At 58.0% G+C, this 19,175-nt stretch carries 21 protein-coding genes, 1 tRNA gene and 1 pseudogene; 10 read left to right on the top strand and 13 right to left on the bottom strand.

Features of this window, described 5'->3' with window-relative positions; all coding sequences use genetic code 11:
* The first annotated feature begins 206 nt into the window (after positions 1-206).
* On the top strand, positions 207-2,495 hold the full coding sequence (locus K4A76_RS06910; RefSeq protein WP_274411796.1) for a restriction endonuclease: 2,289 nt from the start codon (positions 207-209) through the stop codon (positions 2,493-2,495).
* Positions 2,496-2,552: 57 nt separating this feature from the next.
* Here the strand turns inward: K4A76_RS06910 and K4A76_RS06905 are convergent, their stop codons facing one another.
* Both K4A76_RS06905 and K4A76_RS06900 read right to left on the bottom strand, forming a co-directional pair.
* Positions 2,553-4,718 carry a phage tail tape measure protein gene (locus K4A76_RS06905; RefSeq protein WP_274411795.1) on the bottom strand — a complete coding sequence of 722 codons (2,166 nt, stop codon included), beginning with the start codon at positions 4,716-4,718 and terminating at the stop codon, positions 2,553-2,555.
* Between the two features lie 268 nt (positions 4,719-4,986).
* Positions 4,987-5,301 (bottom strand): phage holin, lambda family, encoded by a 315-nt coding sequence (locus K4A76_RS06900; RefSeq protein WP_274411794.1) that lies wholly within the window; start codon positions 5,299-5,301, stop codon positions 4,987-4,989.
* 115 nt (positions 5,302-5,416) lie between these two features.
* On the opposite strand from K4A76_RS06900, the gene K4A76_RS06895 reads away from it, so the two are divergent.
* Positions 5,417-5,872, top strand: coding sequence for a hypothetical protein (locus K4A76_RS06895; protein WP_274411793.1), 456 nt, complete (start codon positions 5,417-5,419; stop codon positions 5,870-5,872).
* Between the two features lie 213 nt (positions 5,873-6,085).
* Here K4A76_RS06895 and K4A76_RS06890 read toward each other — a convergent pair whose 3' ends face one another.
* A complete protein-coding gene (locus tag K4A76_RS06890) occupies positions 6,086-6,385 on the bottom strand; it encodes a DUF2513 domain-containing protein (RefSeq protein ID WP_274411792.1) in 300 nt (99 codons plus the stop codon).
* A gap of 202 nt (positions 6,386-6,587) precedes the next feature.
* Between K4A76_RS06890 and K4A76_RS06885 the strand changes: the two genes are divergently transcribed.
* A complete protein-coding gene (locus tag K4A76_RS06885) occupies positions 6,588-7,475 on the top strand; it encodes a hypothetical protein (protein WP_274411791.1) in 888 nt (295 codons plus the stop codon).
* A 59-nt stretch (positions 7,476-7,534) separates the two neighbouring features.
* Here the strand turns inward: K4A76_RS06885 and K4A76_RS06880 are convergent.
* Together K4A76_RS06880 and K4A76_RS06875 are read right to left on the bottom strand one after the other, a co-directional pair.
* Positions 7,535-7,910, bottom strand: a pseudogene (locus K4A76_RS06880) (antiterminator Q family protein).
* Complete coding sequence (locus tag K4A76_RS06875; RefSeq protein ID WP_274412327.1) at positions 7,907-8,122, bottom strand: hypothetical protein; 216 nt, start codon at positions 8,120-8,122, stop codon at positions 7,907-7,909. The pseudogene K4A76_RS06880 and the gene K4A76_RS06875 overlap by 4 nt, the downstream one beginning before the upstream one ends.
* 651 nt (positions 8,123-8,773) lie before the next feature.
* Between K4A76_RS06875 and K4A76_RS06870 the strand changes: the two genes are divergently transcribed.
* The 4 genes from K4A76_RS06870 to K4A76_RS06855 all read left to right on the top strand — a co-directional run bounded on the left by K4A76_RS06870 (position 8,774) and on the right by K4A76_RS06855 (position 9,998).
* On the top strand, positions 8,774-8,965 hold the full coding sequence (locus tag K4A76_RS06870; RefSeq protein WP_274411790.1) for an HNH endonuclease: 192 nt from the start codon (positions 8,774-8,776) through the stop codon (positions 8,963-8,965).
* A complete protein-coding gene (locus tag K4A76_RS06865; RefSeq protein WP_274411789.1) occupies positions 8,955-9,197 on the top strand; it encodes a hypothetical protein in 243 nt (80 codons plus the stop codon). Before K4A76_RS06870 ends, K4A76_RS06865 begins: the two co-directional genes overlap by 11 nt.
* A 54-nt stretch (positions 9,198-9,251) precedes the next feature.
* On the top strand, positions 9,252-9,500 hold the full coding sequence (locus K4A76_RS06860) for a hypothetical protein (protein ID WP_274411788.1): 249 nt from the start codon (positions 9,252-9,254) through the stop codon (positions 9,498-9,500).
* A 120-nt stretch (positions 9,501-9,620) separates the two neighbouring features.
* Positions 9,621-9,998: a hypothetical protein gene (locus K4A76_RS06855; RefSeq protein ID WP_274411787.1), complete on the top strand. Its 378-nt coding sequence runs from the start codon at positions 9,621-9,623 to the stop codon at positions 9,996-9,998.
* On the opposite strand, the gene K4A76_RS06850 is transcribed toward K4A76_RS06855, so the two are convergent.
* The 6 genes from K4A76_RS06850 to dapA all read right to left on the bottom strand — a co-directional run bounded on the left by K4A76_RS06850 (position 9,999) and on the right by dapA (position 14,791).
* On the bottom strand, positions 9,999-10,976 hold the full coding sequence (locus K4A76_RS06850; RefSeq protein WP_274411786.1) for an integrase: 978 nt from the start codon (positions 10,974-10,976) through the stop codon (positions 9,999-10,001). It lies immediately after the preceding gene.
* Positions 10,977-11,085: 109 nt separating this feature from the next.
* Positions 11,086-11,175: transfer RNA gene (locus K4A76_RS06845), tRNA-Ser, on the bottom strand.
* Positions 11,176-11,266: 91 nt separating this feature from the next.
* Positions 11,267-11,977, bottom strand: a complete 711-nt coding sequence (gene purC, locus K4A76_RS06840; protein ID WP_004375217.1) for a phosphoribosylaminoimidazolesuccinocarboxamide synthase — start codon at positions 11,975-11,977, stop codon at positions 11,267-11,269.
* Between the two features lie 30 nt (positions 11,978-12,007).
* Complete coding sequence (locus K4A76_RS06835) at positions 12,008-12,766, bottom strand: MBL fold metallo-hydrolase (protein ID WP_274411785.1); 759 nt, start codon at positions 12,764-12,766, stop codon at positions 12,008-12,010.
* Entirely contained in the window at positions 12,767-13,888 is a 1,122-nt protein-coding gene (bamC, locus tag K4A76_RS06830; RefSeq protein WP_274411784.1) for an outer membrane protein assembly factor BamC, read from the bottom strand. It abuts the gene before it with no gap.
* 15 nt (positions 13,889-13,903) lie between these two features.
* Complete coding sequence (gene dapA / locus K4A76_RS06825) at positions 13,904-14,791, bottom strand: 4-hydroxy-tetrahydrodipicolinate synthase (protein ID WP_009682011.1); 888 nt, start codon at positions 14,789-14,791, stop codon at positions 13,904-13,906.
* 259 nt (positions 14,792-15,050) lie between these two features.
* Between dapA and K4A76_RS06820 the strand changes: the two genes are divergently transcribed.
* On the top strand, positions 15,051-15,611 hold the full coding sequence (locus K4A76_RS06820) for a glycine cleavage system protein R (protein ID WP_009682012.1): 561 nt from the start codon (positions 15,051-15,053) through the stop codon (positions 15,609-15,611).
* 10 nt (positions 15,612-15,621) lie between these two features.
* Positions 15,622-16,095 carry a peroxiredoxin gene (locus K4A76_RS06815; RefSeq protein WP_274411783.1) on the top strand — a complete coding sequence of 158 codons (474 nt, stop codon included), beginning with the start codon at positions 15,622-15,624 and terminating at the stop codon, positions 16,093-16,095.
* 160 nt (positions 16,096-16,255) lie between these two features.
* Here the strand turns inward: K4A76_RS06815 and K4A76_RS06810 are convergent, their stop codons facing one another.
* Positions 16,256-17,326, bottom strand: coding sequence for an AI-2E family transporter (locus tag K4A76_RS06810; protein WP_274411782.1), 1,071 nt, complete (start codon positions 17,324-17,326; stop codon positions 16,256-16,258).
* A gap of 20 nt (positions 17,327-17,346) precedes the next feature.
* Positions 17,347-17,586, bottom strand: coding sequence for a sulfurtransferase TusA family protein (locus tag K4A76_RS06805; protein ID WP_009682015.1), 240 nt, complete (start codon positions 17,584-17,586; stop codon positions 17,347-17,349).
* 123 nt (positions 17,587-17,709) lie between these two features.
* On the opposite strand from K4A76_RS06805, the gene K4A76_RS06800 reads away from it, so the two are divergent.
* Positions 17,710-19,146, top strand: a complete 1,437-nt coding sequence (locus tag K4A76_RS06800) for a M48 family metalloprotease (protein WP_029887110.1) — start codon at positions 17,710-17,712, stop codon at positions 19,144-19,146.
* Positions 19,147-19,175 lie beyond the last annotated feature (29 nt).

Here is a 19,175-nt window from a genome sequence, read left to right as displayed (position 1 = left end):
CAAATCATTTGGCTAGCCCTGGTATGACAAGGGACTTAGGGAGAAGTTAAAGGTGCTTACCCCCTGAGATACCCCCAATGTACTGATGGTGATAAGCTCCAAGCACGAAGGACCAACGCAGATTTTTCTAGTCTATAACGGTTGCGCTAAAGATCGAATGTCTACCTGCGCAACGAGGAAGAGCCCAGCTGGACGGACGCCAAAACATGCCTACCTACGATTTCAAGCAGCTTTCCCCATACGATTTCGAGGAGCTTGCCCGAGACCTCATCCAAGCGCGTGACAAGATAATTTTAGAATCTTTCAAGTCTGGAAAAGACGGGGGGATTGATTTCCGTATTTCACGCGGCTCTCAAAATACGATTGTCCAATGCAAGCATTACAACGGAACAGGATTTCCCGGCCTACTCAGCAGCCTTAGCAAAGAAGCCAAAAAAGTCCAGGCGCTTAGTCCCACCAGATATATCCTGGTAACCTCTGTCGGACTTACACCCGGCAATAAAGATGACATAGTCGAAATATTTGACCCATACCTCACCACCGAAGACATAATCAGCCAAAACGATATAAATAATCTCCTCACTCTATTCCCGAGCGTAGAGATGACGCACTACAAACTATGGCTCGCTAGCAAAGTAGTTCTCGATCGCGTAATTCATAATGCATCAGTAACTCAAAGTGAATTCGACGTCCAGCGTGTACACAGAGATATACAACGTTATGTCAGTAGCGAGGCTTTTCCCAGAGCGCTACGCATGTTGGAAACAGAGCACGTCGCCATCATCTCTGGTGCGCCCGGGGTAGGTAAAACCAGCCTGGCCAAGATGTTGCTATTCTACTACCTAGAAAAGGGTTATGAAGTAATTTCTATTGTGGACGGCTTTCGGAGTGGTCGAGAGCGCTTTCAGAAAGGGAAAAAACAGATATTCTATTATGATGATTTCATAGGGGCTACGTTCCTCGGGGAGAGCGGATCATCATTCACTCGCAACGAAGATAGAGAAATTCTCGATTTCATTGAGTTAGTGCAACGCTCAACAAATGCGGCTCTGATCATGACCACCCGCGAGCATATCCTTAGGCAAGCAATAGCGATTTCAGAGAAGCTCAAACACTCAACAATAATAGACAAGCATTGCATTCTTGAAATATCAGATTACAGCCAGATCCAACGAGCCTTGATCCTCTACAACCATATATATTTCAGCGACCTCCCCCGCGAATATATCGCAGCCCTTATAAAAGACCGCTATTATTCAACCATAGTAAAACACGCAAAATTCAATCCTCGACTCATAGAGTGGCTATCCTCGTACCATCGAATTAGATCAACTCCTGCAGACCAATATCAGAACTTTATAGAAAACTTACTGGACAACCCAGCAGAGATTTGGTCTTACGCTTACGAAAATCAGATTAGCGACGCCGCCAGAACCACACTGTTATCTCTCTATCTATGTGGCGGAAAAACAGATCTGAAGAATTTGGAGAGGTGTTACAGCACCCTTCACCGCATCCGTTCAAAACATTATGGATTCCGTAGCCAGCCCAGCGATTGGAGAAAATCGCTAGTTGAAGTCAGCGGTTCCTTTGTTCGCCTGGACACAAAATTAGAATTCATTAACCCGTCAGTTTTAGATATGTTGAACGAAGTGATTCGACAGGACACATCTAACCTGAGGGACTTGATGCAGGCTATTGACCGATTCCCTCAACTCCACCGCATATGGGCATTGTCCCAAGCTTCCGGAAACACCACCATTTCTGAATTCCTATTGCGTGAGTCGAACATTTTAGAAGCGACCCTTGAAAGACTCACAAAATCCAAGAGCGTGATTGAACATCAGCCCGACATCTACTACTACTTTTCCAATTCTCGTGAAGGGCGAGCCGATCTAATATTGCAAATAGCCGCTACAATATGCACCGACCGCATGCAGGAAATTGCGCTCGAAGCGCTCCAAACCTTGGTAAATGATTGGTCCACAGGATCAGAACCGAATATCATTCGTGGAGCGGAAGTATTTAAAAAGCTCCACACGAACAAGTCTCTACTCGCAAACGATAGAGACCATTTCCTCGACAAAATTATCGACCTATTATTAGAACACGCACAGATCAACCCGCAGTCAAGCGAGCTATGCACACTCCTCGAAATCCTCCCCCAACGTTCGTGCCATTCTCGGACTAAGCAATTAGGCGAAATAATAGAGCGATACCTTGACGAAAACTTCAAAGATGAGCTGTCCGAGATAGAATCCGTATCGGACTGTGAGTCTTTTGAGGAAAACTTAACTACTTTGGGAGAAGCCATTGAAGTGGACGTATCGCTAGAGCGAATGTGGATTTCAGAAAAAATAGGCGAGCTAGAAGCCTATCAAGACGAGCAAGCTTCACACGAATATGAAAGATGGAAAGACAATAGACAGCCGCACATTGACTCAACCCCCTCTATTGACGAGCTGTTTAACACCTTGGGTGGTTCAATAAACTAAATAAAGTTAATCGGGGTATCCTCACAAATGATGCCCCCCATATTTTTCTGACCAGGATCAACGCTTGTGGCATGTCGCCAGTCTCAGGCAGACTTGACCGCTCCGACCATTTTCGAGCGAAGCTGCTTCAAGATTTGCTCCTGCATGTGGCCGATGCACGACTCGAGCTTGTTGGCCACCGCATCGCCGCAAACCTCCTCCACCATCAGCACGGCCAGAATCCTTCCCATCACCTCTCCCTGCAGGCTGGCGCGCTCGATGTAGGTCTTTGCCGAGGTTCCTGGGCCTAGACCACCAAACACAAAAGGCGACACTGCCCCGGCTATCTGCACGATCATTTCTTCTAGATCCAGATCGGTAATTTTCATCGTCTCTCCTATCGCCTGGACAGCATTTGGCGGCGGCGCCATTGGTTTTGAAGTCGCGGAGGATCAATTCGTATCCGCCATTGGCCCCTTTGAACGCCGCCTTCTCTAGGTCTTCCTTGGATGCGCCGGCCCCACCATGGAAGTGGAAATTCTGCGTGATGCCGCCAAAGGAGAACGGGGATTCATTACCACCACCTCCTGCACCAGCGGCCATTACGCCTAGCGAGCCATCAGGGCCGCGATGAAGCGGCAAGATCGCCTCGGGCCCGGCCTCGGCAAAGATTCCCGCGCCCTTGGCGAAGGCGAACATCTGTGGGCTGTCATGCACATGGTTGGAGAATGAGGACAAGCTGGGTGAGTCGTAAACGCCACCTTTGGCGTTGGGAATGACCTCGCTGAACCCGGTCATGATGCCCTGGCCGAGAGCTGAGCCGCCGCCTCCAAGGAAGCTGAATGCGGTCCCCAAAAAGCCCGCTGCCGCCTGGCGTATCTGGATGCGAATCAGGTCCTCGATGATCGAATCTGCGAAGTCCTTGAACTCGAATTTGCCCGTTTTCACGAACTGGGTGACCCCGTCCTCAAGGTTGCTGAAAGCATTGGAGAATAACTCCTGCGTCTGGCCGGCTACGTCGGCGGCGCTGTCGAGGTAGTTTTCAAGCGCAGCTGACGCGCCATTGCTCCAGTCGGCCTGGGCGGCATCGATCTTCGCGAAGCTGTCTTCCTGCGCCTGCACCAGCTTCGCGCCGTACTCCTGCCTCAAGGCGATTTGCTTCTCCAGCTCCTGCCGCTGCTTTTCGGTCGAGGCGGCGGCCAGCTCGTCCCGGAGAGCCAGAATCTTGTTGTTGTTCTCCTGCTCGAGCGCTAGGCGAGACTGGGCACGACTGGACTGCTTGTCACCCATCCCAATCGCAGCGGCGGCCGCGTCACCTTGCTGCCGAGCGATCGCCAACTGGCGCTCAAGATCGGCCTGGTACTTCATGGCCTGTGACAGTCCTGTGGAAGCCTGGACGGCAGAATTGAACTGGTCGGCCAGTGCAGCGATACCGAGGCCGTATTCCTCTGTGGTGATCTTGTTTTTGGAGAGCAACAGATCCAGGTCTTGCACCTGCAACTTGAACTCATCTGCCGCAGCGCCCACCGGATCGTAGGTCTTTTTCAACTGCAGGTGCGACTTCGCGGCCTTGTCCAGCATCTGAGCAAGTTGCGAAGCCGCCTTCGTACCGTCCTTGGTTTCCTGAGTCGCCGCCTTGTCGGCCTCTTTTTGCGCGTCGACGGCCTTTGCCCGCTCCCGGATCTGCTTGGCCAGGTCGCTCTCGGTCTTGATCTTGTTGTCTGTGATAAAGCGCTCGGCGGCTTCGACGGCGGTCTTGTCCTTGAGGGTGGCCAACTGCTTGTCCAGCGTGTCCAGGTACGTCTGACCGGCCGAGGTGGCCTTGGCGTCAGCATCCCCGGCCGCGTTGGTTGTCTCCCTCGCGCTGTTCAGCTCCTTGGTGTATGCCGAGACGCGCTCACCGGCTTTCTTCGCATTATCTGCAAGAGAGGAGTAACCGCCCGCCGCCTCCCGCATGCTCGGCATGGCCTCTTGCGGGATCTTGAAACGCTTGTTCAGCCCATCCAGCCAATCGCCGCTCAAGTAGGTTTGAGGCGCCTGGTCGGGATCAGGCTCAGCGCCCTGATCTTCGGCCAGCGCTTGGAGGAAGCAGGCCAGCAGTTCATTGGTCTTGGCATGCTCGGCCAGCATCTGCTTGAAGATCGACAGGAACGCCTCCTGGTTCTGCTGGATCATCGCCATCTGTTCCGGTGTCACCTTGACTTCGGCCAGGGTTACCATCGAAGAGTGATCTGGCTCGCTCATACGCCACCTTCGTCCACTTGTTGATCCATTCGCGCCGGGCGGCGCATCCACTACAGGCCATCAGTCACTACCCTTTTGCCAGGATCCAGAAGCCACGTACCTTCAGTTGGGATCTGGGTGACGCCACCGCCCTCGGCATAGAAGTAGTACCTGTACTCAAATCGCCAAGGGCCAGGCCTCTTGCAGATAACCAACTGCACGCCATCGTCCACCAGCACCCGCATTGCTTCGCCTGGCCTGAAGGCTTCGTAACATCCGTCGCAGGCCATCAGCCTTGAGCCTTGCGAGACAGAAACAGGTCGGAGTAGCCGCGAAGCTTCTCCACACCCATGAATCCGACCATGCCGCCGGCAAAGGTGGCCATGCCCTGTGGCAGGCCCATCCATTCGAGCAACGGCACCAGGGCCAGGGTGATGAGGCCGCACAAGGCGCCCTCCAAGAACATCTGCCGGCGGGTGCCAACGCCATACACTCCCCGCAGAACGGCGATGGCAACGGACAGGCTGGCGGCGCCAAGTTGGGGCTGGTGGGCAAGCACCCAGGCAATCAGGCCGGCCCACAGGCCGGGAACTTTCTCTGGCATATGGACCGTCTCGATTCCTCCCGTTGCGGGGAGCTATGAACAAAAAAAGCTCGCACATGGCGGCAGTGGCTGGGTGCTATCGTCAAGGCTTCAGCGACACCATCAGGACGAAAACATGGCGAAAACAAACATTGAGCGTTTCGATGAAATCAGCGCGGACATACTGGCGCACCTATACCAGGCGTTCCCGATACCCACGGCTGTGACCCCTAAGGTCGCTAGGCTCACAGAGCTTGAAGTCCTGAGTTACGATCCAGTGAGCGAGGACTCAGTTACGCAGGGGGAACGAGACCCGGAGACCGAATTTTTCGAGGCGAGTTTGGCCTGGCTGGCTCACTCTGGTTTCATCCTAAAAAAGGATGGTGGGCACTTCCAGTCCACGTATGTGCTCACTTCATACGGCCTGCAGGCACTTAAGCACGTACCGACGCCTTCCCTGGGAAGCGAAACATTGGGAGATCGGCTTTCAACCGCCGCGAAAAATGGTGCTACCGGAGCAGCGAAAGAGGCCATGAACCAAGCCATCTCCATCGGGATACGACTTCTGGCCAGAACTGCCGGGATTCCCTAGCCAGGTAATTAGTTGCGGAGGTCCGGCGCTTCCCGACTTATTGATCTGGATCGCTGGGTCACGTACCCAGACTCTCATCGCGTAGACGATCAGGGAGCGCACGGCTTTGATCGACGCCACTACCGACTTAGCCCAGCTACCTGGGCATGTCATCCGCACAAAAGAAAAAGCCCCGCACGGTGGCGGGGCCTCAGAAATCAGAGAAGTGTTGCGTCAGCCGAATTTAAACACCTTGCGCATGGAGTCGAGCTGATCATGACCACGCCAAGTCAGCTGGTAGTAGATCACATCCGGACTGTCTCCAATTGGATCTACTTCCGTCTTCACTACAAGGCCGCCTGTTTCAAGGATTTGCAGTTGGTACAAGATTTCCTCAACCAGCGCTTCCTCAGCCTCATCGCTCTCCCAGACGCCTCGGGCAGTGCAGAGCTCTTGCATGAGCTCAAAATGAGTCGGCCCTTCCAGGGTGACCGTGGTCTCAATGAAAACCAACAAATCGAACACCAGTTTCATGTCGCGCTTCATGCCAGCCTCGAGTCATTCCGTAGATGAGGAGAGGATTCTAGCCGGACGGCAGCACAACAAAAACCCCGACTCAATGGCCGGGGTTTCTCTGTGTCGCGTCTCTTGCAAGCTGGACACGCTGCTATGAAAACAGGTATTTATCCGCGCGGAAAGGATTTTTTCGTCTGTCGTCAAACAAGAAGCAAGCCTTATGACTAGCCTATTTTCCCACCTGTCGGAATCGGAACTGCGTGCGATCTGCAAGAATAAAATCGAGTCATTGGAACACTGGTTACGCCGACTGATTGATGATTCTCTTAATGGCATTTATGGTGACTACTTCAGTTATGAGGATACCAATGGCAACCGTCTGATAAAAAAAGAGACTGCAAGAATCGCTGAAACCCGCCAACGTAAAGAGCCTTCAAGATATCCTAGAAAAATTGATGCCGTGCTTTTAGAGGAAGCGATTGAAATTATATGTAAACCAGAGCTCTTCAAGACTCATTTCAAAACTCCCCTCGCTAAAGCCTTTCCTGATGGACGTGAAGAAGCAAAGACATTTCTGTCGAGAATTCTCACACCTCGCAACAATCTGGCCCATGCTAACCCAATTAGCTTGAGAGCAGCAGAACAGGTTATTTGCTACAGCAATGATGTAATGGACTCACTGAAAGACCACTATAGGCTGATCGGCATGCAACAGGAATATGATGTCCCTTTAATCCTCCGAATCACAGACTCCTTTGGAAAAACTTTCACTCGATCAGAATTAGGTAACAGCCAAAGCGGAGGCATATACAAAAACTTCACATCCTCGCCCTCTACTTACCTGCGCCCAGGCGACACTTTAACAGTAGAACTTGAAATCGACCCAACTTACGATCCAGCCTCTTACGAAATACTGTGGACATCCACAAAGCCACTTAATACCAGGAAGGACACCCCTCGTCTCGCGCTCACTATAGAGAACGTCCATGTCGGAGTGAAATTTGACATTCAGTGCAGAATCACAACGAAACGCAGCTGGCACAGGATGAGCAACGGATGTGACGACTTATTGGTCATTCACTATAAAGTGTTGCCACCTCTTGGTTAATGCTTTTGCGGCCGGATCTGCCGCAAAAGCGATTCCCGATTATCTTACGTGTGGCGCTATTAAAGGCTACCTGGCGCGCAATCGATCCATGCAACACCTGCCTTGATCAACTCCCGAGCCTTAGCCTCGCTAAGGCCGTTCCCCCGGCCTACTCGCAGGGCAGGCCACTTCGCGCCGAAGTACAGCCAGATAAAACCGCCCATCTGAGCATCGCGCTTTGTCAGCCTGGCTACGGCACCATCAACCGCCAGGGCCAGCTCGTCCGTGATCACGTACTCCTTGACCCCGCCCTGCGACGGCGTGTTGTCACGCATGAGGGCATAGATCTGCGAGGTGTAACGCGCCCCCCATCCCATCCATCCGCCACCTCCCCCACTGCTCAAGCATGTACTCGGTGTCGCCCAGCGGCTTATCCACGTAGGTCCGTTTTTTCATGCAGCCCTCCGGGGCGTTGGGTCGGTATCCAGGCCAAACAGCTCGCACAGGAGCTTATGGGCGTGCTTGTTCTTGGCGCCGCCCTGGATGATCCAGGCCTTGGCGTATTGCTCGAACCCTTGAATGGCCCGCGAGCCGTGCCAGTCCGCCACGATGGCCTGCTGCTCCTGCTGCGGGATGCTCTGCAGCAGCGCCAAACCACCTTTGGCCAAGTGCTCGACCTGTCTGCCGCTTGTGGCCTGGATGGGCGCCGAGTGCTGGCCGACCACTTCCGGGGGTGCTCATGAGCAATCGCGATGTCAGCCAGGCAGCGATGGAGATCATCGAATCGATGGGGCTCAAGCGGGGTCGCGGCCGGGTCAACTCGGTAGTATCGAGATCGGCCGCAAAGATCCCGTCTATGCAGGTTGCAGAGCCGGCCCGGAAATTTTCTGGCCCGGCACTGCCTCAGGCCGGCATCCAATCGGTTATCGGAGAACTACAGGCCGGAGCAAGCCATGACTAGGCGCGGGCCAGTCAAGCGCTGGAGTGAGGCGGAAGACGCTGTACTTCGCCAGTTCTATCCGACCCGAACGAACAAGGAAATGCTCGTGTTGTTGCCAGAACGCACGAAGACCGCGATCACACTGCGGGCCAACCTGTTCGGCCCGAGTAAGACCGAGGCACATCGATCAGAAACACATCGACGGATCTTTCTGGCTGCATGTGAAGCCCGGGGAGAATCGCCGGGCCAAGATCCTAGACCGATAGGCGCTACCCATCGTAAAGGCCGCTACACCCTAATCAAGATCGCTCAGCCAGATGTGTGGAAGCCGCTGCATGTCCATACCTGGGAGTAGGTAAACGGCCCAGTCCCCGAAGGAATGATCGTCGCGGCAAAGGATGGGAACGCCCAGAACGTCAACCTCGATAACCTTTGCCTGCGAACGCGAGCCGAGCACCAATTGCGCAACAACCACCGCTACCGAGGACTGCCGGAGGAGATCGTTGACATCCTCCACCTGCAGAACGAACTGAAAAAAGAGATCAAGAGGAAGACTAGGAATGAAAATTAAGCTCAGCGACCTTCGAGACCACCTGTTCGCCCAGCTCCAAGCGGTGCGTGAGGCCGATGACGACAAATTGGCCAAGGAGGTCCAGCGGGCCCAGTCAGTATCGGATATCAGTCGTGTGCTGATTGAAAGCGCAAAGGTTGAGATCGACTACTTCCGCCACATCGGCGGCGACAACCCGGCCAGCTCCTTCATTGAGTCGAAGCCATCCCTACCGCCAGCGAAACGAACCTGACGTGACAGTTCAGCGTGACAATCAAAACCTGACGCGCCAGGCCGGGAGGAAGATATGAGCGAAGAGACTGAGGTGCTGACGGTCGATGGCTTGGCCAAGCTGCTTGGCCGCACCGAGGCGTCAATCAGGGAGGGGATTCACCGAGGCGTGCCGTGGCTGCCCAAGAGTTTCAAGATGGGCAACCGGCACTGCTGGCTGAAAGAGGACGTGCGCAAGTTCCTCCGCGAGTTTCGGGACGGCGAGCACCAGAAGGCGAAACCAGGACGGAAACGGAAAGATCCACCAAGGCTCCGGGCGGCTTGAGCTATCCGCTCGTCGGCATGCGCGCAAGAGTTTAGCGCATCAGCTATACCAAATAAGCCAGCGATGGCGGGCTCAAGTAGTGCCCCTCCACCAATATTTCAATTTCATAGAGGTGGCAAAATGACGGACCAAGTTCTGCTTGAAGAAGTAAAACCAGAAGAAATAACTGGCGAAGATCTACAGTCCATAGGCGAGTTAATTGGGACGCTAGAAGAGCTTTTTAAAGATCCAGCATTCGTCTCGCCGACGCCAGTAACTGCAGGCTCGCCAGGAGCAGGCAACGCTTCAATAATGAGCACAAAGAATGATGTGCTAAACGCAATCCGCGACTTCATCCAATCCAACAAAAGCACGAATGTCTGCGAAGTATCTTGGGATGTTTTCGCAGCAGCTGCCAAAGTATTCTGCGCAGGATTGACGCCGTTCGGTGGAGCCGTAGCGATGATCGCCTTAAACGCGCTTTATCTCAAAATGCGCAAACGCTGCAAATCAACATAGTCAACCCAACTTCTCAGCTAAGTCCTGAGGACTAGGGTGAGTATATCGCTTGAGCATCGCCAGCGTTTTGTGGCCGGTGATGCTCGCGACTTCCATCATGCTGAAACCGCGCTCGAAGAAACGACTGGTTGCCTCATGGCGTAGGTCGTGAAGGCGTAGGCCTTCGACTCCTACAGCTGCACAGGCGCGGGGGAAGTAGTTGCTGATCGTGTTGAGCGCCAGGTTGAAGTACCGGCCACCACCGATCGGCGTGGGCAGCCCCTCCAGCAGTGCGATCGCCCGGGAGGACAATGGCACGGCGCGCCGCTCGCCGTTCTTGGTGTCTTCCAGGTAGGCCACTTTGCCGCGCACCTGGTCGCGACGCAGCATCAACAGCTCAGACCGGCGCATCGCCGTCTCCACCGCCAGCTCAATGAACACCGGAAGCTGGGCATTCATCTGGCCGGCTGCCTTGTACAGCGCGGTGAGCTCCGCCGGCGTGGGGCGCCGATCCCTTTTCTTGCTGCCTTTGGGCATCCGGATAGCTCGGCACGGGTTGGTCAGTCCTTCGATACCCCATTCCTTGGTGGCCACCGTGTAGAGATGGCTGATCACCGCCAGGTTGAGGCGGACAGTTGCCGTCGACTTGCCTTCCTTGAGCTCAGCATCGCGATATGCGGCCATGTCGCTCGAGCGAATGGCTGCTAGGCCTTTGCTGGCCAGCTTGTGCTCTTTCCACTTCTTGATGCGGACCTGCTCCTGCTTGGCGCCCTTCTTGGTGGAAGTGACCTCCGACAGGTATCGGTCCAGGGCCTCGGCAAGCGCGGTGCTCTCGGCCTCGCGCATGTCGACAAAACGCGCACGCGACATGCCACCCTCGATCTCGGCGGCCCATCGCTGGGCTTCTGCCTTAGTGTCAAAGGTGGCGGAAAGGGTTGGATATCCTTTGCGGCGGATCTGGGCGCGCCAGGCGTCCCCGCGCTTCTCGTAGTAGGCCATGGGGGAAATGGTAGCGAACGCTTGGGGGAAATACACGCTCCCCCATTCCCCCAAAATTCCCCCAAATGAAAAAGGCCCCGAGGGCTGTAAGCGCTCGGGGCCTTTAATATGGCGGAGAGATAGGGATTTGAACCCTAGGTACTGTTGCCAGTACAACGGATTTCGAATCCGTCCCGTTCGACCACTCCGGCATCTCTCCAATGCCGCGCATCATACCAGCGTTCTTTTAAAACGCAAACCTTTTTTTAAAAAAAATCGCGTGGTATCAGGCGCTTGCGTGAACGCACCGCTTACAGCGGCACGCCCAGGCGCTTGGCAACTTCTTCGTAGGCTTCGATCACGTCGCCCAGGCCCTGGCGGAAGCGGTCCTTGTCCATCTTCTTGCGGGTTTCTTTGTCCCACAGGCGGCAACCGTCTGGGCTGAACTCGTCACCCAGCACGATCTGGCCGTGGAATACGCCGAACTCCAGCTTGAAGTCGACCAGCAGCAGGCCGGCGTCATCGAACAGCTTGCTCAGCACCTCGTTGACCTTCAACGACAGCTTTTTCATTTCCGCCAACTGCTCGGCGGTGCCCCAGCCGAACGCGACAACGTGGGACTCGTTGATGAACGGGTCGCCTTTCTCGTCGTTTTTCAGGAACAGCTCGAAGGTGGACGGCTCCAGCTTGATGCCTTCTTCAACGCCCAGGCGCTTGACCAGGCTGCCGGCCGCGTAGTTACGCACTACGCATTCGACCGGGATCATGTCCAGCTTCTTGACCAGGCATTCGTTGTCGCCCAGCAGCTTGTCGAACTGGGTCGGCACGCCGGCTTCTTCCAGCTTTTGCATGATGAAGGCGTTGAACTTGTTGTTCACCATGCCTTTACGGTCGAGCTGTTCGATGCGCTTGCCGTCGAACGCCGACGTGTCGTTACGGAACAGCAGGATCAAGCGGTCGGCGTCATCGGTCTTGTAAACCGATTTGGCCTTGCCGCGGTAGAGTTCGTCGCGTTTTTCCATGATTGGGCTCCGCTTGCTTGAGGTGTTGGGCTAGGCGATTTCGCGCCAGTCGAGCCCGTGTTCCTGATTCGCCACCTGGAGCCAGTCCGGGTCGCACCCGAGGGTGTCGACAAAGCACTGGCGCGCCAGATGTGGCAGGTTGTTCTTGCTGCTGAGGTGGGCCAGCACCAAGTGCTGCAGGTTGTTCCAGCCCAACTCGTGCACCAGGCGCGCGGCCTGGTGATTGTTCAAATGCCCTTGCATGCCCCCTACCCGCCGCTTCAAGAACGCCGGGTAGTGACCGCGCGCCAGCAGGTCGCGGCAGTGGTTGGCCTCGATCAGCAGTGCATCCAGGCCTTGGTAGCGTTCCAGCAACAGCGCGTCGTACGACCCCAGGTCGGTGAGCATGCCAAAACGGCGCTTGCCGTCACTGACCACATATTGCAAGGGCTCGTAGGCGTCGTGCTCTACCCGCGCGGCGTTCACTTGCAGGCTGCCGATATGCAGGCGTTGGCCACAGGCGAGAAAACCGGCCACCTCCACCGGCTTGCGCATGCCGCGCAAGGTGCCTTGGCTGAGGTAGACCGGTACATTGTAGCGCCGTGACAGCAAGCCGACCCCATGCACGTGGTCGGCATGTTCGTGGGTGACCAGCACAGCACTGAGTTGCGCCGGCGAAACCCCGAGCAGCGCCAGGCGCCGCTCGGTTTCGCGCAGGGAAAACCCGCAATCGACCAGGATGAACGTGTCACCACTGGCGATCAGCGTGCCGTTCCCTTGGCTGCCGCTTCCGAGTACCGCGAAGCGCACTTAGCCCAAGTGGTCCTGAATGGCGCTCAGCACACGGCGAGCGACATCGGGCGGCGCCACGGTGTTGATGTTTTTCTCGACGGTGACCTGCACGCTTTCACCCACCTTGCTCAGGCGGACCTGGTAGCGCTCGGCACGGGCTTCACGCTCTTCCTTGGTGGGCTCGCTGCCGAACAGGCGGCCGAAGAAGCCCGGCTGGTTCTGCTTGTCTTCAGGCTTTTCCGACAGGTTGATGTAGTACAAGCCCAGGCTGCGGTTGATGTCCTCGACACGCCACTGGCCACCCTGCTCCAGGGCGCGGCCTACACCCGACCAGGCGCGGTCCAGGTCGGAGCCCAGGTAGAGTACCGGGTTACCGCTGCCGTCCTCGCTCAGGCTGACGCGGCTTGGCGCGTCGAAATCACGCTCAGCCAGCAGCGATACCGAACCGCCCTTCTCGGCGCTGCGGTTCATGCTGGCCAGCATTTCGTCGACCAGCAGGGCATCGGCGCCGGCATTGGCGGAGGTGGACGGGAACGCAGGCTCGGCGGTGCTGCCGGCCGGGCGCTCGACGCTGACCACATACACCTCGGAGGTGTTGCGTTGCACGCCAGGCTCCATGCGCACACGTACGCGCACTTCGCTGTCAGCGCTGCTGGCAGTGCTGGCGAGGCGCTGGCCGAGCGATGCCGACAGCTCGTCGAAGCGCTGCCAACTGGTGTTGAATTCACCGGTCTGCGGGCGCTCTTCGTCGATACGGAAGCCGTTGTCCTCGAAGAACTGGTGGGCCACCGGCCACACCTCGGCCGGCGAGTGCTGGGCCAGCACCCAACGGCTGCTGCCGCTGCGCTGCAGGCTGTAGTCGGTGACCTGGCCAGCGCCACCGGTCAACGGTTGCGGCCGCGGCACTTCGTACTCGCCCGTGACGTTGTCATCGGCGACGTTACGCGGAATTGGCAACAGCGGGTCGAGCCGCTTGACGTTGCTGGCGTCCGGCGGCAGCTGCATGGGCGCGGTAGGGTGCGCCTGCAGGTAGTCGCTGCCGCGGTCGCGGAAATAGCCATCCTCGCCCCACAGCCAGCCACACCCACTGGTGCTGGAGATAATCAGGGCAAGGGCAGAAAGACCAGCCAGTCGCTTCATGCGGTGTACTTCCTCTTAAACCAGTACGCCGGACTGGCGCAAGGCAGTACGGACTTTGTCGTGGCAACCTTCGCTGAGCCAGGTCAGCGGCAGGCGAATACCCTTTTTCATCAGGCCCATTTCAACGAGCGCCCACTTCACCGGGATGGGGTTGGCTTCGCAGAACAGCTCTTTGTGCAGTGGCATGAGTTTTTCGTTGATAGCGCGGGCCTTCTCGGCATCGCCCGCAAGGGCGGCCTCGCACATATCGGCCATTTCGCGCGGGGCGACGTTGGCGGTGACGGAGATGTTGCCCTTGCCGCCCATCAGGATCAACTCGACAGCGGTCGGGTCATCGCCAGACATGACGATGAAGTCGCTGGCAACGCCTTCCAAGATGGCCTTGGCACGGGCCAGGTCGCCGGTGGCTTCCTTGATACCGATGATGTTCGGCACAGTCGACAGGCGGATCACGGTCTCGGCCTGCATGTCGCAGGAGGTACGGCCCGGCACGTTGTAGAGGATCTGCGGGATGTCGACGGCTTCGGCAATGTGCTTGAAGTGCTGGTACAGGCCTTCTTGCGTTGGCTTGTTGTAGTACGGCACCACCAGCAGGCAGGCATCGGCGCCGGCATTCTTGGCGTTCTGGGTCAGGTGCACGGCTTCGGCAGTGGAGTTGGCACCGGTACCGGCGATGACCGGGATGGGCTTGTTGCTGCGCTTGACGCGCTCGACAACATGCTTGATGACCAGGATGTGCTCTTCGACATCGAGCGTGGCCGACTCACCGGTGGTGCCGACAGCGACGATCGCATGGGTGCCGTTTTCCAGGTGGAAGTCTACAAGTTTGTCGAGGCTGCCCCAGTCAACACGCCCTTGTGCATCCATGGGTGTGACCAATGCCACCATACTGCCCGCAATCATGTAACTGCTCCTGCCGGAAAAAGAGAGCGGTAATGGTACTGGGGGCATCGGCCTTGCACAAGCGAAGCAGGCGGGCGGAGCATTCCCCTCGGCGCCTTATTTCGCTACCCTTGATGCTTTGATCGGTGCAGCGCGGCCCGCCGGGCCGTCGACCTTGCTCCCGGCCAGCGTCCAAGACCTCGCATGCGAGCCCCGGGCCCTGCCGACTGGAGGCTTTCTCCCGTCCTGTACCGACCGCTCATCGCTTTAGGAATGCTGCATGTCCACCCCCACCGTCCGCGAACAATTCCTCGTCATCAGTGCCTTGGGGCCCAACCCCATGGAACTGGCCAACGTCCTCAGCCGCGCTGCTTTCGAAAACCGTTGCGCGGTGGTTACCTCGCGCCTGAGCCGCCACGGCGAAACCAGCGCCCTGGTGCTGCAGGTAGGCGGCAGCTGGGACGCCCTGGCCCGCCTTGAAGCCATGTTGCCAAGCCTGGGCAAGAAGCACGGCCTGACCCTGGACGTGGTGCGCAGCGCCGACCAGGAGGTACGCCCGCAGGCCCTGCCTTATGTAGCCTACGTCAGCGCCGCCTACCGCCCGGACATCATCAACGAGCTGTGCCAGTTCTTCCTCGACCACCGAGTCGAGCTGGAAGCCATGACGTGCGATACCTACCTGGCGCCGCAGACCGGCAGCAGCATGCTCAATGCCCAGTTCACCGTCATTTTGCCGGCCGGCACGCAAATCAGCTGGCTGCGTGACCAGTTCCTGGACTTTGCCGACGCCCTGAACCTCGATGCGCTGATCGAGCCATGGCGCCCACAGAACCCAATGTAAGGAAGCGATCATGGCTGTAGCACTCGACCAACCTGTAGCGCACTTCCAGGCCCAGGCCACCGGCGGGCAAACCGTGAGCCTGGCCGACCTCAAGGGCCGGCAGGTGGTGCTGTACTTCTACCCGAAGGACAGCACCCCGGGCTGCACCACCGAAGGCCAGGGCTTCCGCGACCAGCATGAAGCCTTTGCCGCGGCCAACACCGTGGTGTTCGGCGTGTCGCGTGACGGCATCAAGTCGCACGAGAACTTCAAGGCCAAGCAAGGCTTCCCGTTCGAGCTGATCAGCGACAAGGACGAGGCCCTGTGCCAGCTGTTCGACGTGATCAAGCTGAAGAAGCTGTATGGCAAGGAGTACATGGGCGTGGATCGCAGCACCTTCCTGGTCGACAAGGACGGTGTGCTGCGCCAGGAATGGCGTGGGGTGAAGGTGCCCGGGCATGTGGATGCCGTGTTGGCAGCAGCTCAGGCACTGAACAAGGCTTGAGATGGTTGGGGGCGCTTTGCGCCCCTTTCGCGACACGAGGCCGCTCCTACGCCGGGCGGGGGCGGCCGGCAGTACTGCGGGGCCGGGCCGGCATCATCGGAAATCGCGATGCCTGTAGGAGCGGCCTTGTGTCGCGATGGGCTGCAAAGCAGCCCCAAATTTACAGCATCGGTGACACAATAGGCTCCTGCCGCGGCCAGGCATCCAGCACAGCCTTGATCAGGGTCGCCAGCGGGATGGCGAAAAAGATCCCCCAGAACCCCCACAGCCCGCCAAACAACAACACCGCGCAAATGATCGCCACCGGGTGCAGGCTCACGGCATCGGAAAACAGCAGCGGCACCAGCACGTTGCCATCCAGCGCCTGGATGATCGCGTACACCGTCATCAGGTAGATGAACTGATCGCCCCAGCCCCACTGGAACAGTGCAATCAGCGTGACCGGCACCGTTACCACTACCGCGCCCACATAGGGCACCACCACCGACAGCCCCACCAGCAACGCCAGCAGCGCAGCATAGTTGAGCCCGAGGCTGATGAACGCGATGTAGGTGGCAATGCCGCAGATCAGAATCTCGATGCCCTTGCCACGGATGTAGTTGGCGATCTGCCGGTTCATCTCGCTACCCACCCGGTTCAACAGGGTGCGCTGGCGTGGCAGGTAGCCACTGACCCAGCGGCCGATGAGTTCGCGGTCCTTGAGGAAGAAGAACACCAGGATCGGCACCAGCACCAGGTAGATCATGGCATTGACCAGCAACGGCAAGCTGGACAGCGAAAAAGTCAGCGCCCATTGGCCAAACTTGCCGATTTCACCGCGCACCGATTCGATGGCATGCAGCACCTGCTCGTCCGACACCAGGTGTGGGTAACGCTCGGGCAACAACAGCAACAACGACTGCCACTTGCCGAGCATGCCCGGTAGCTCGTTGAACAGGGTGATCAGCTGGTGCCACAACAGCGGCACCAACACCAGCATGAACAGCGCCAGCGCCCCCATGAACAGGGCAAATACCAGCATCACTGCCAACCGCGTAGGCACCCGCAAGCGCTCCAGGGCATTGACCAGGCCTTGCATGAGGAACGCCAGCACCATGCCCGCCAGCACCGGCGCGAGCATGCCACCCAGGGTTAGCACGGCCGTGAACGCCAGGAACAGCAAGACCGCCAGCACCACCGCCTCTTCATCGGAGAAGTAGCGCTGCACCCAGTCGCGAAGCACTTTGAACATTGACGATCCTTGGTAAAGACTCAGGCCTTGCGCAGCCAGTAGGTGTAGGTGCCGGCCTCGGCCGTTTCCTGCAGCAGGGTATGACCGGCCAACGTGGCGAAAGTGCGGAAGTCGCGCTGCGAGCCGGTGTCGGTGGCGATCACCTTGAGCACCGCGCCGCTGGCCAGGCGGTTGAGCTCCATCTTGGCCTTGAGCAGCGGCAAAGGGCAATTCAGCCCGCTGGCGTCGAGTACGGCGTCGCAGGTCAGGGTGTCACTCATTGCAGGGTCTCCAAAGGCATTGCCAGACTGCTTCTTGGCAGGGCTGCCTAGGATAGCGCCACTGGTCGCCAACGTGTGAGCCCGCTACAGTAGCTATCTTTGACACCGACGCGAGCTTCGTGCATGAAACTACTGCGCCCTACCCTGCTGACGCTGGCCTGCCTGTTGGCCCTCCCCGGCCATGCTGACGACCTGCCATCACTGGGTGACGCCAGCTCCGCGATCGTTTCGCCGCAGCAGGAACACCAGCTCGGCCGCGCCTGGCTGAGCCTGTTGCGCGGCCAGGTCAACCAGCTCAACGACCCGCAACTCAAGGACTATGTCGAAACCAGCGTGTACAAGCTGGCCGAGACCAGCCAGCTGCAGGACCGGCGCCTGGAGTTCATCCTCATCGACAGCCGCGAGCTCAACGCCTTCGCTGCGCCCGGGGGCATTGTGGGGGTCAACGGCGGACTGTTCCTCAACGCACAGACGGAAGGCGAATATGCCTCGGTGCTGGCGCACGAACTGGCGCACTTGTCGCAACGCCACTTCGCCCGCGGCGTAGAGGCCCAGCAACGCATGCAACTGCCGATGATGGCAGCGCTGCTGGCCGGGATCGTACTGGCGGCGGGGGGCGCTGGCGACGCCGGCATCGGCATGATCGCCGGCACCCAGGCGGCGGCCATTCAGGAGCAGCGCCGGTTCTCGCGGCAAAATGAGCAGGAAGCGGACCGCATCGGCATCCTGAACCTGGAAAAGGCCGGCTACGACCCACGCAACATGCCAACCATGTTCGAGCGCCTGGCCCGCCAGTATCGCTATGACGCCAAGCCACCGGAATTTCTGCTGACGCACCCGGTGACCGAGTCGCGGATCGCCGACACCCGCAACCGCGCCGACCAGGCGCCACCGGGCGGCATCGAAGACAGCGCACGCTACCAGCTGATTCGCGCCCGCGTGGCGCTTATCTACGAAGGCACCCCGGGGCTGGCGGCCAAGCGCTTCCGTGCCCAGCTCGACGAAGACCCCAAACTCGATGCTGCACGCTATGGCCTGGCCCTGGCGCAGATCAAGGGCGGCCAGCTGAACGAAGCGCGGGAAATGCTCAAGCCGCTACTGGCCAAGGCGCCCAACGACATCACCTACAACCTGGCGCAGATTGACCTGGACATCACCAACAACCGCCTGGCCGATGCCCAGCAGCGCGCCGAGCGCATGCAGCAGCTATACCCCGGCAACTACCCGCTGAAACAGGTGCGCGCCGATTTGCTGGTGAAGCTGAACAAGCCTGCCGAAGCCGAGAAAGTGCTGGACGAGCTGGTGAAAAGCCGGCCGGATGATCCGGACGTGTGGTACGACATGGCCGAGGTGCGCGGTTTGTCGGGCAATACCATCGGCTTGCACCGAGCGCGGGCAGAGTACTTCACCTTGGTGGGGGACTTTGACCAGGCGATCCAGCAGCTGGATTACGCCAAGCGCCGGGCCGGCGGGAATTTCCCGCTGGCTTCGCAGATTGACCAGCGCCAACGCGAGATCATGGAGCAGCAGCGCATGGTCCGGGACATGATGGGGCGCTGAGCCGCGGGGCGGCCGTGGGGCACGATCGG

This window comes from Pseudomonas sp. NEEL19, assembly GCF_028751975.1.
GTDB lineage: Bacteria > Pseudomonadota > Gammaproteobacteria > Pseudomonadales > Pseudomonadaceae > Aquipseudomonas > Aquipseudomonas juntendi.
This window is presented reverse-complemented; position numbering and strand designations above follow the sequence as displayed.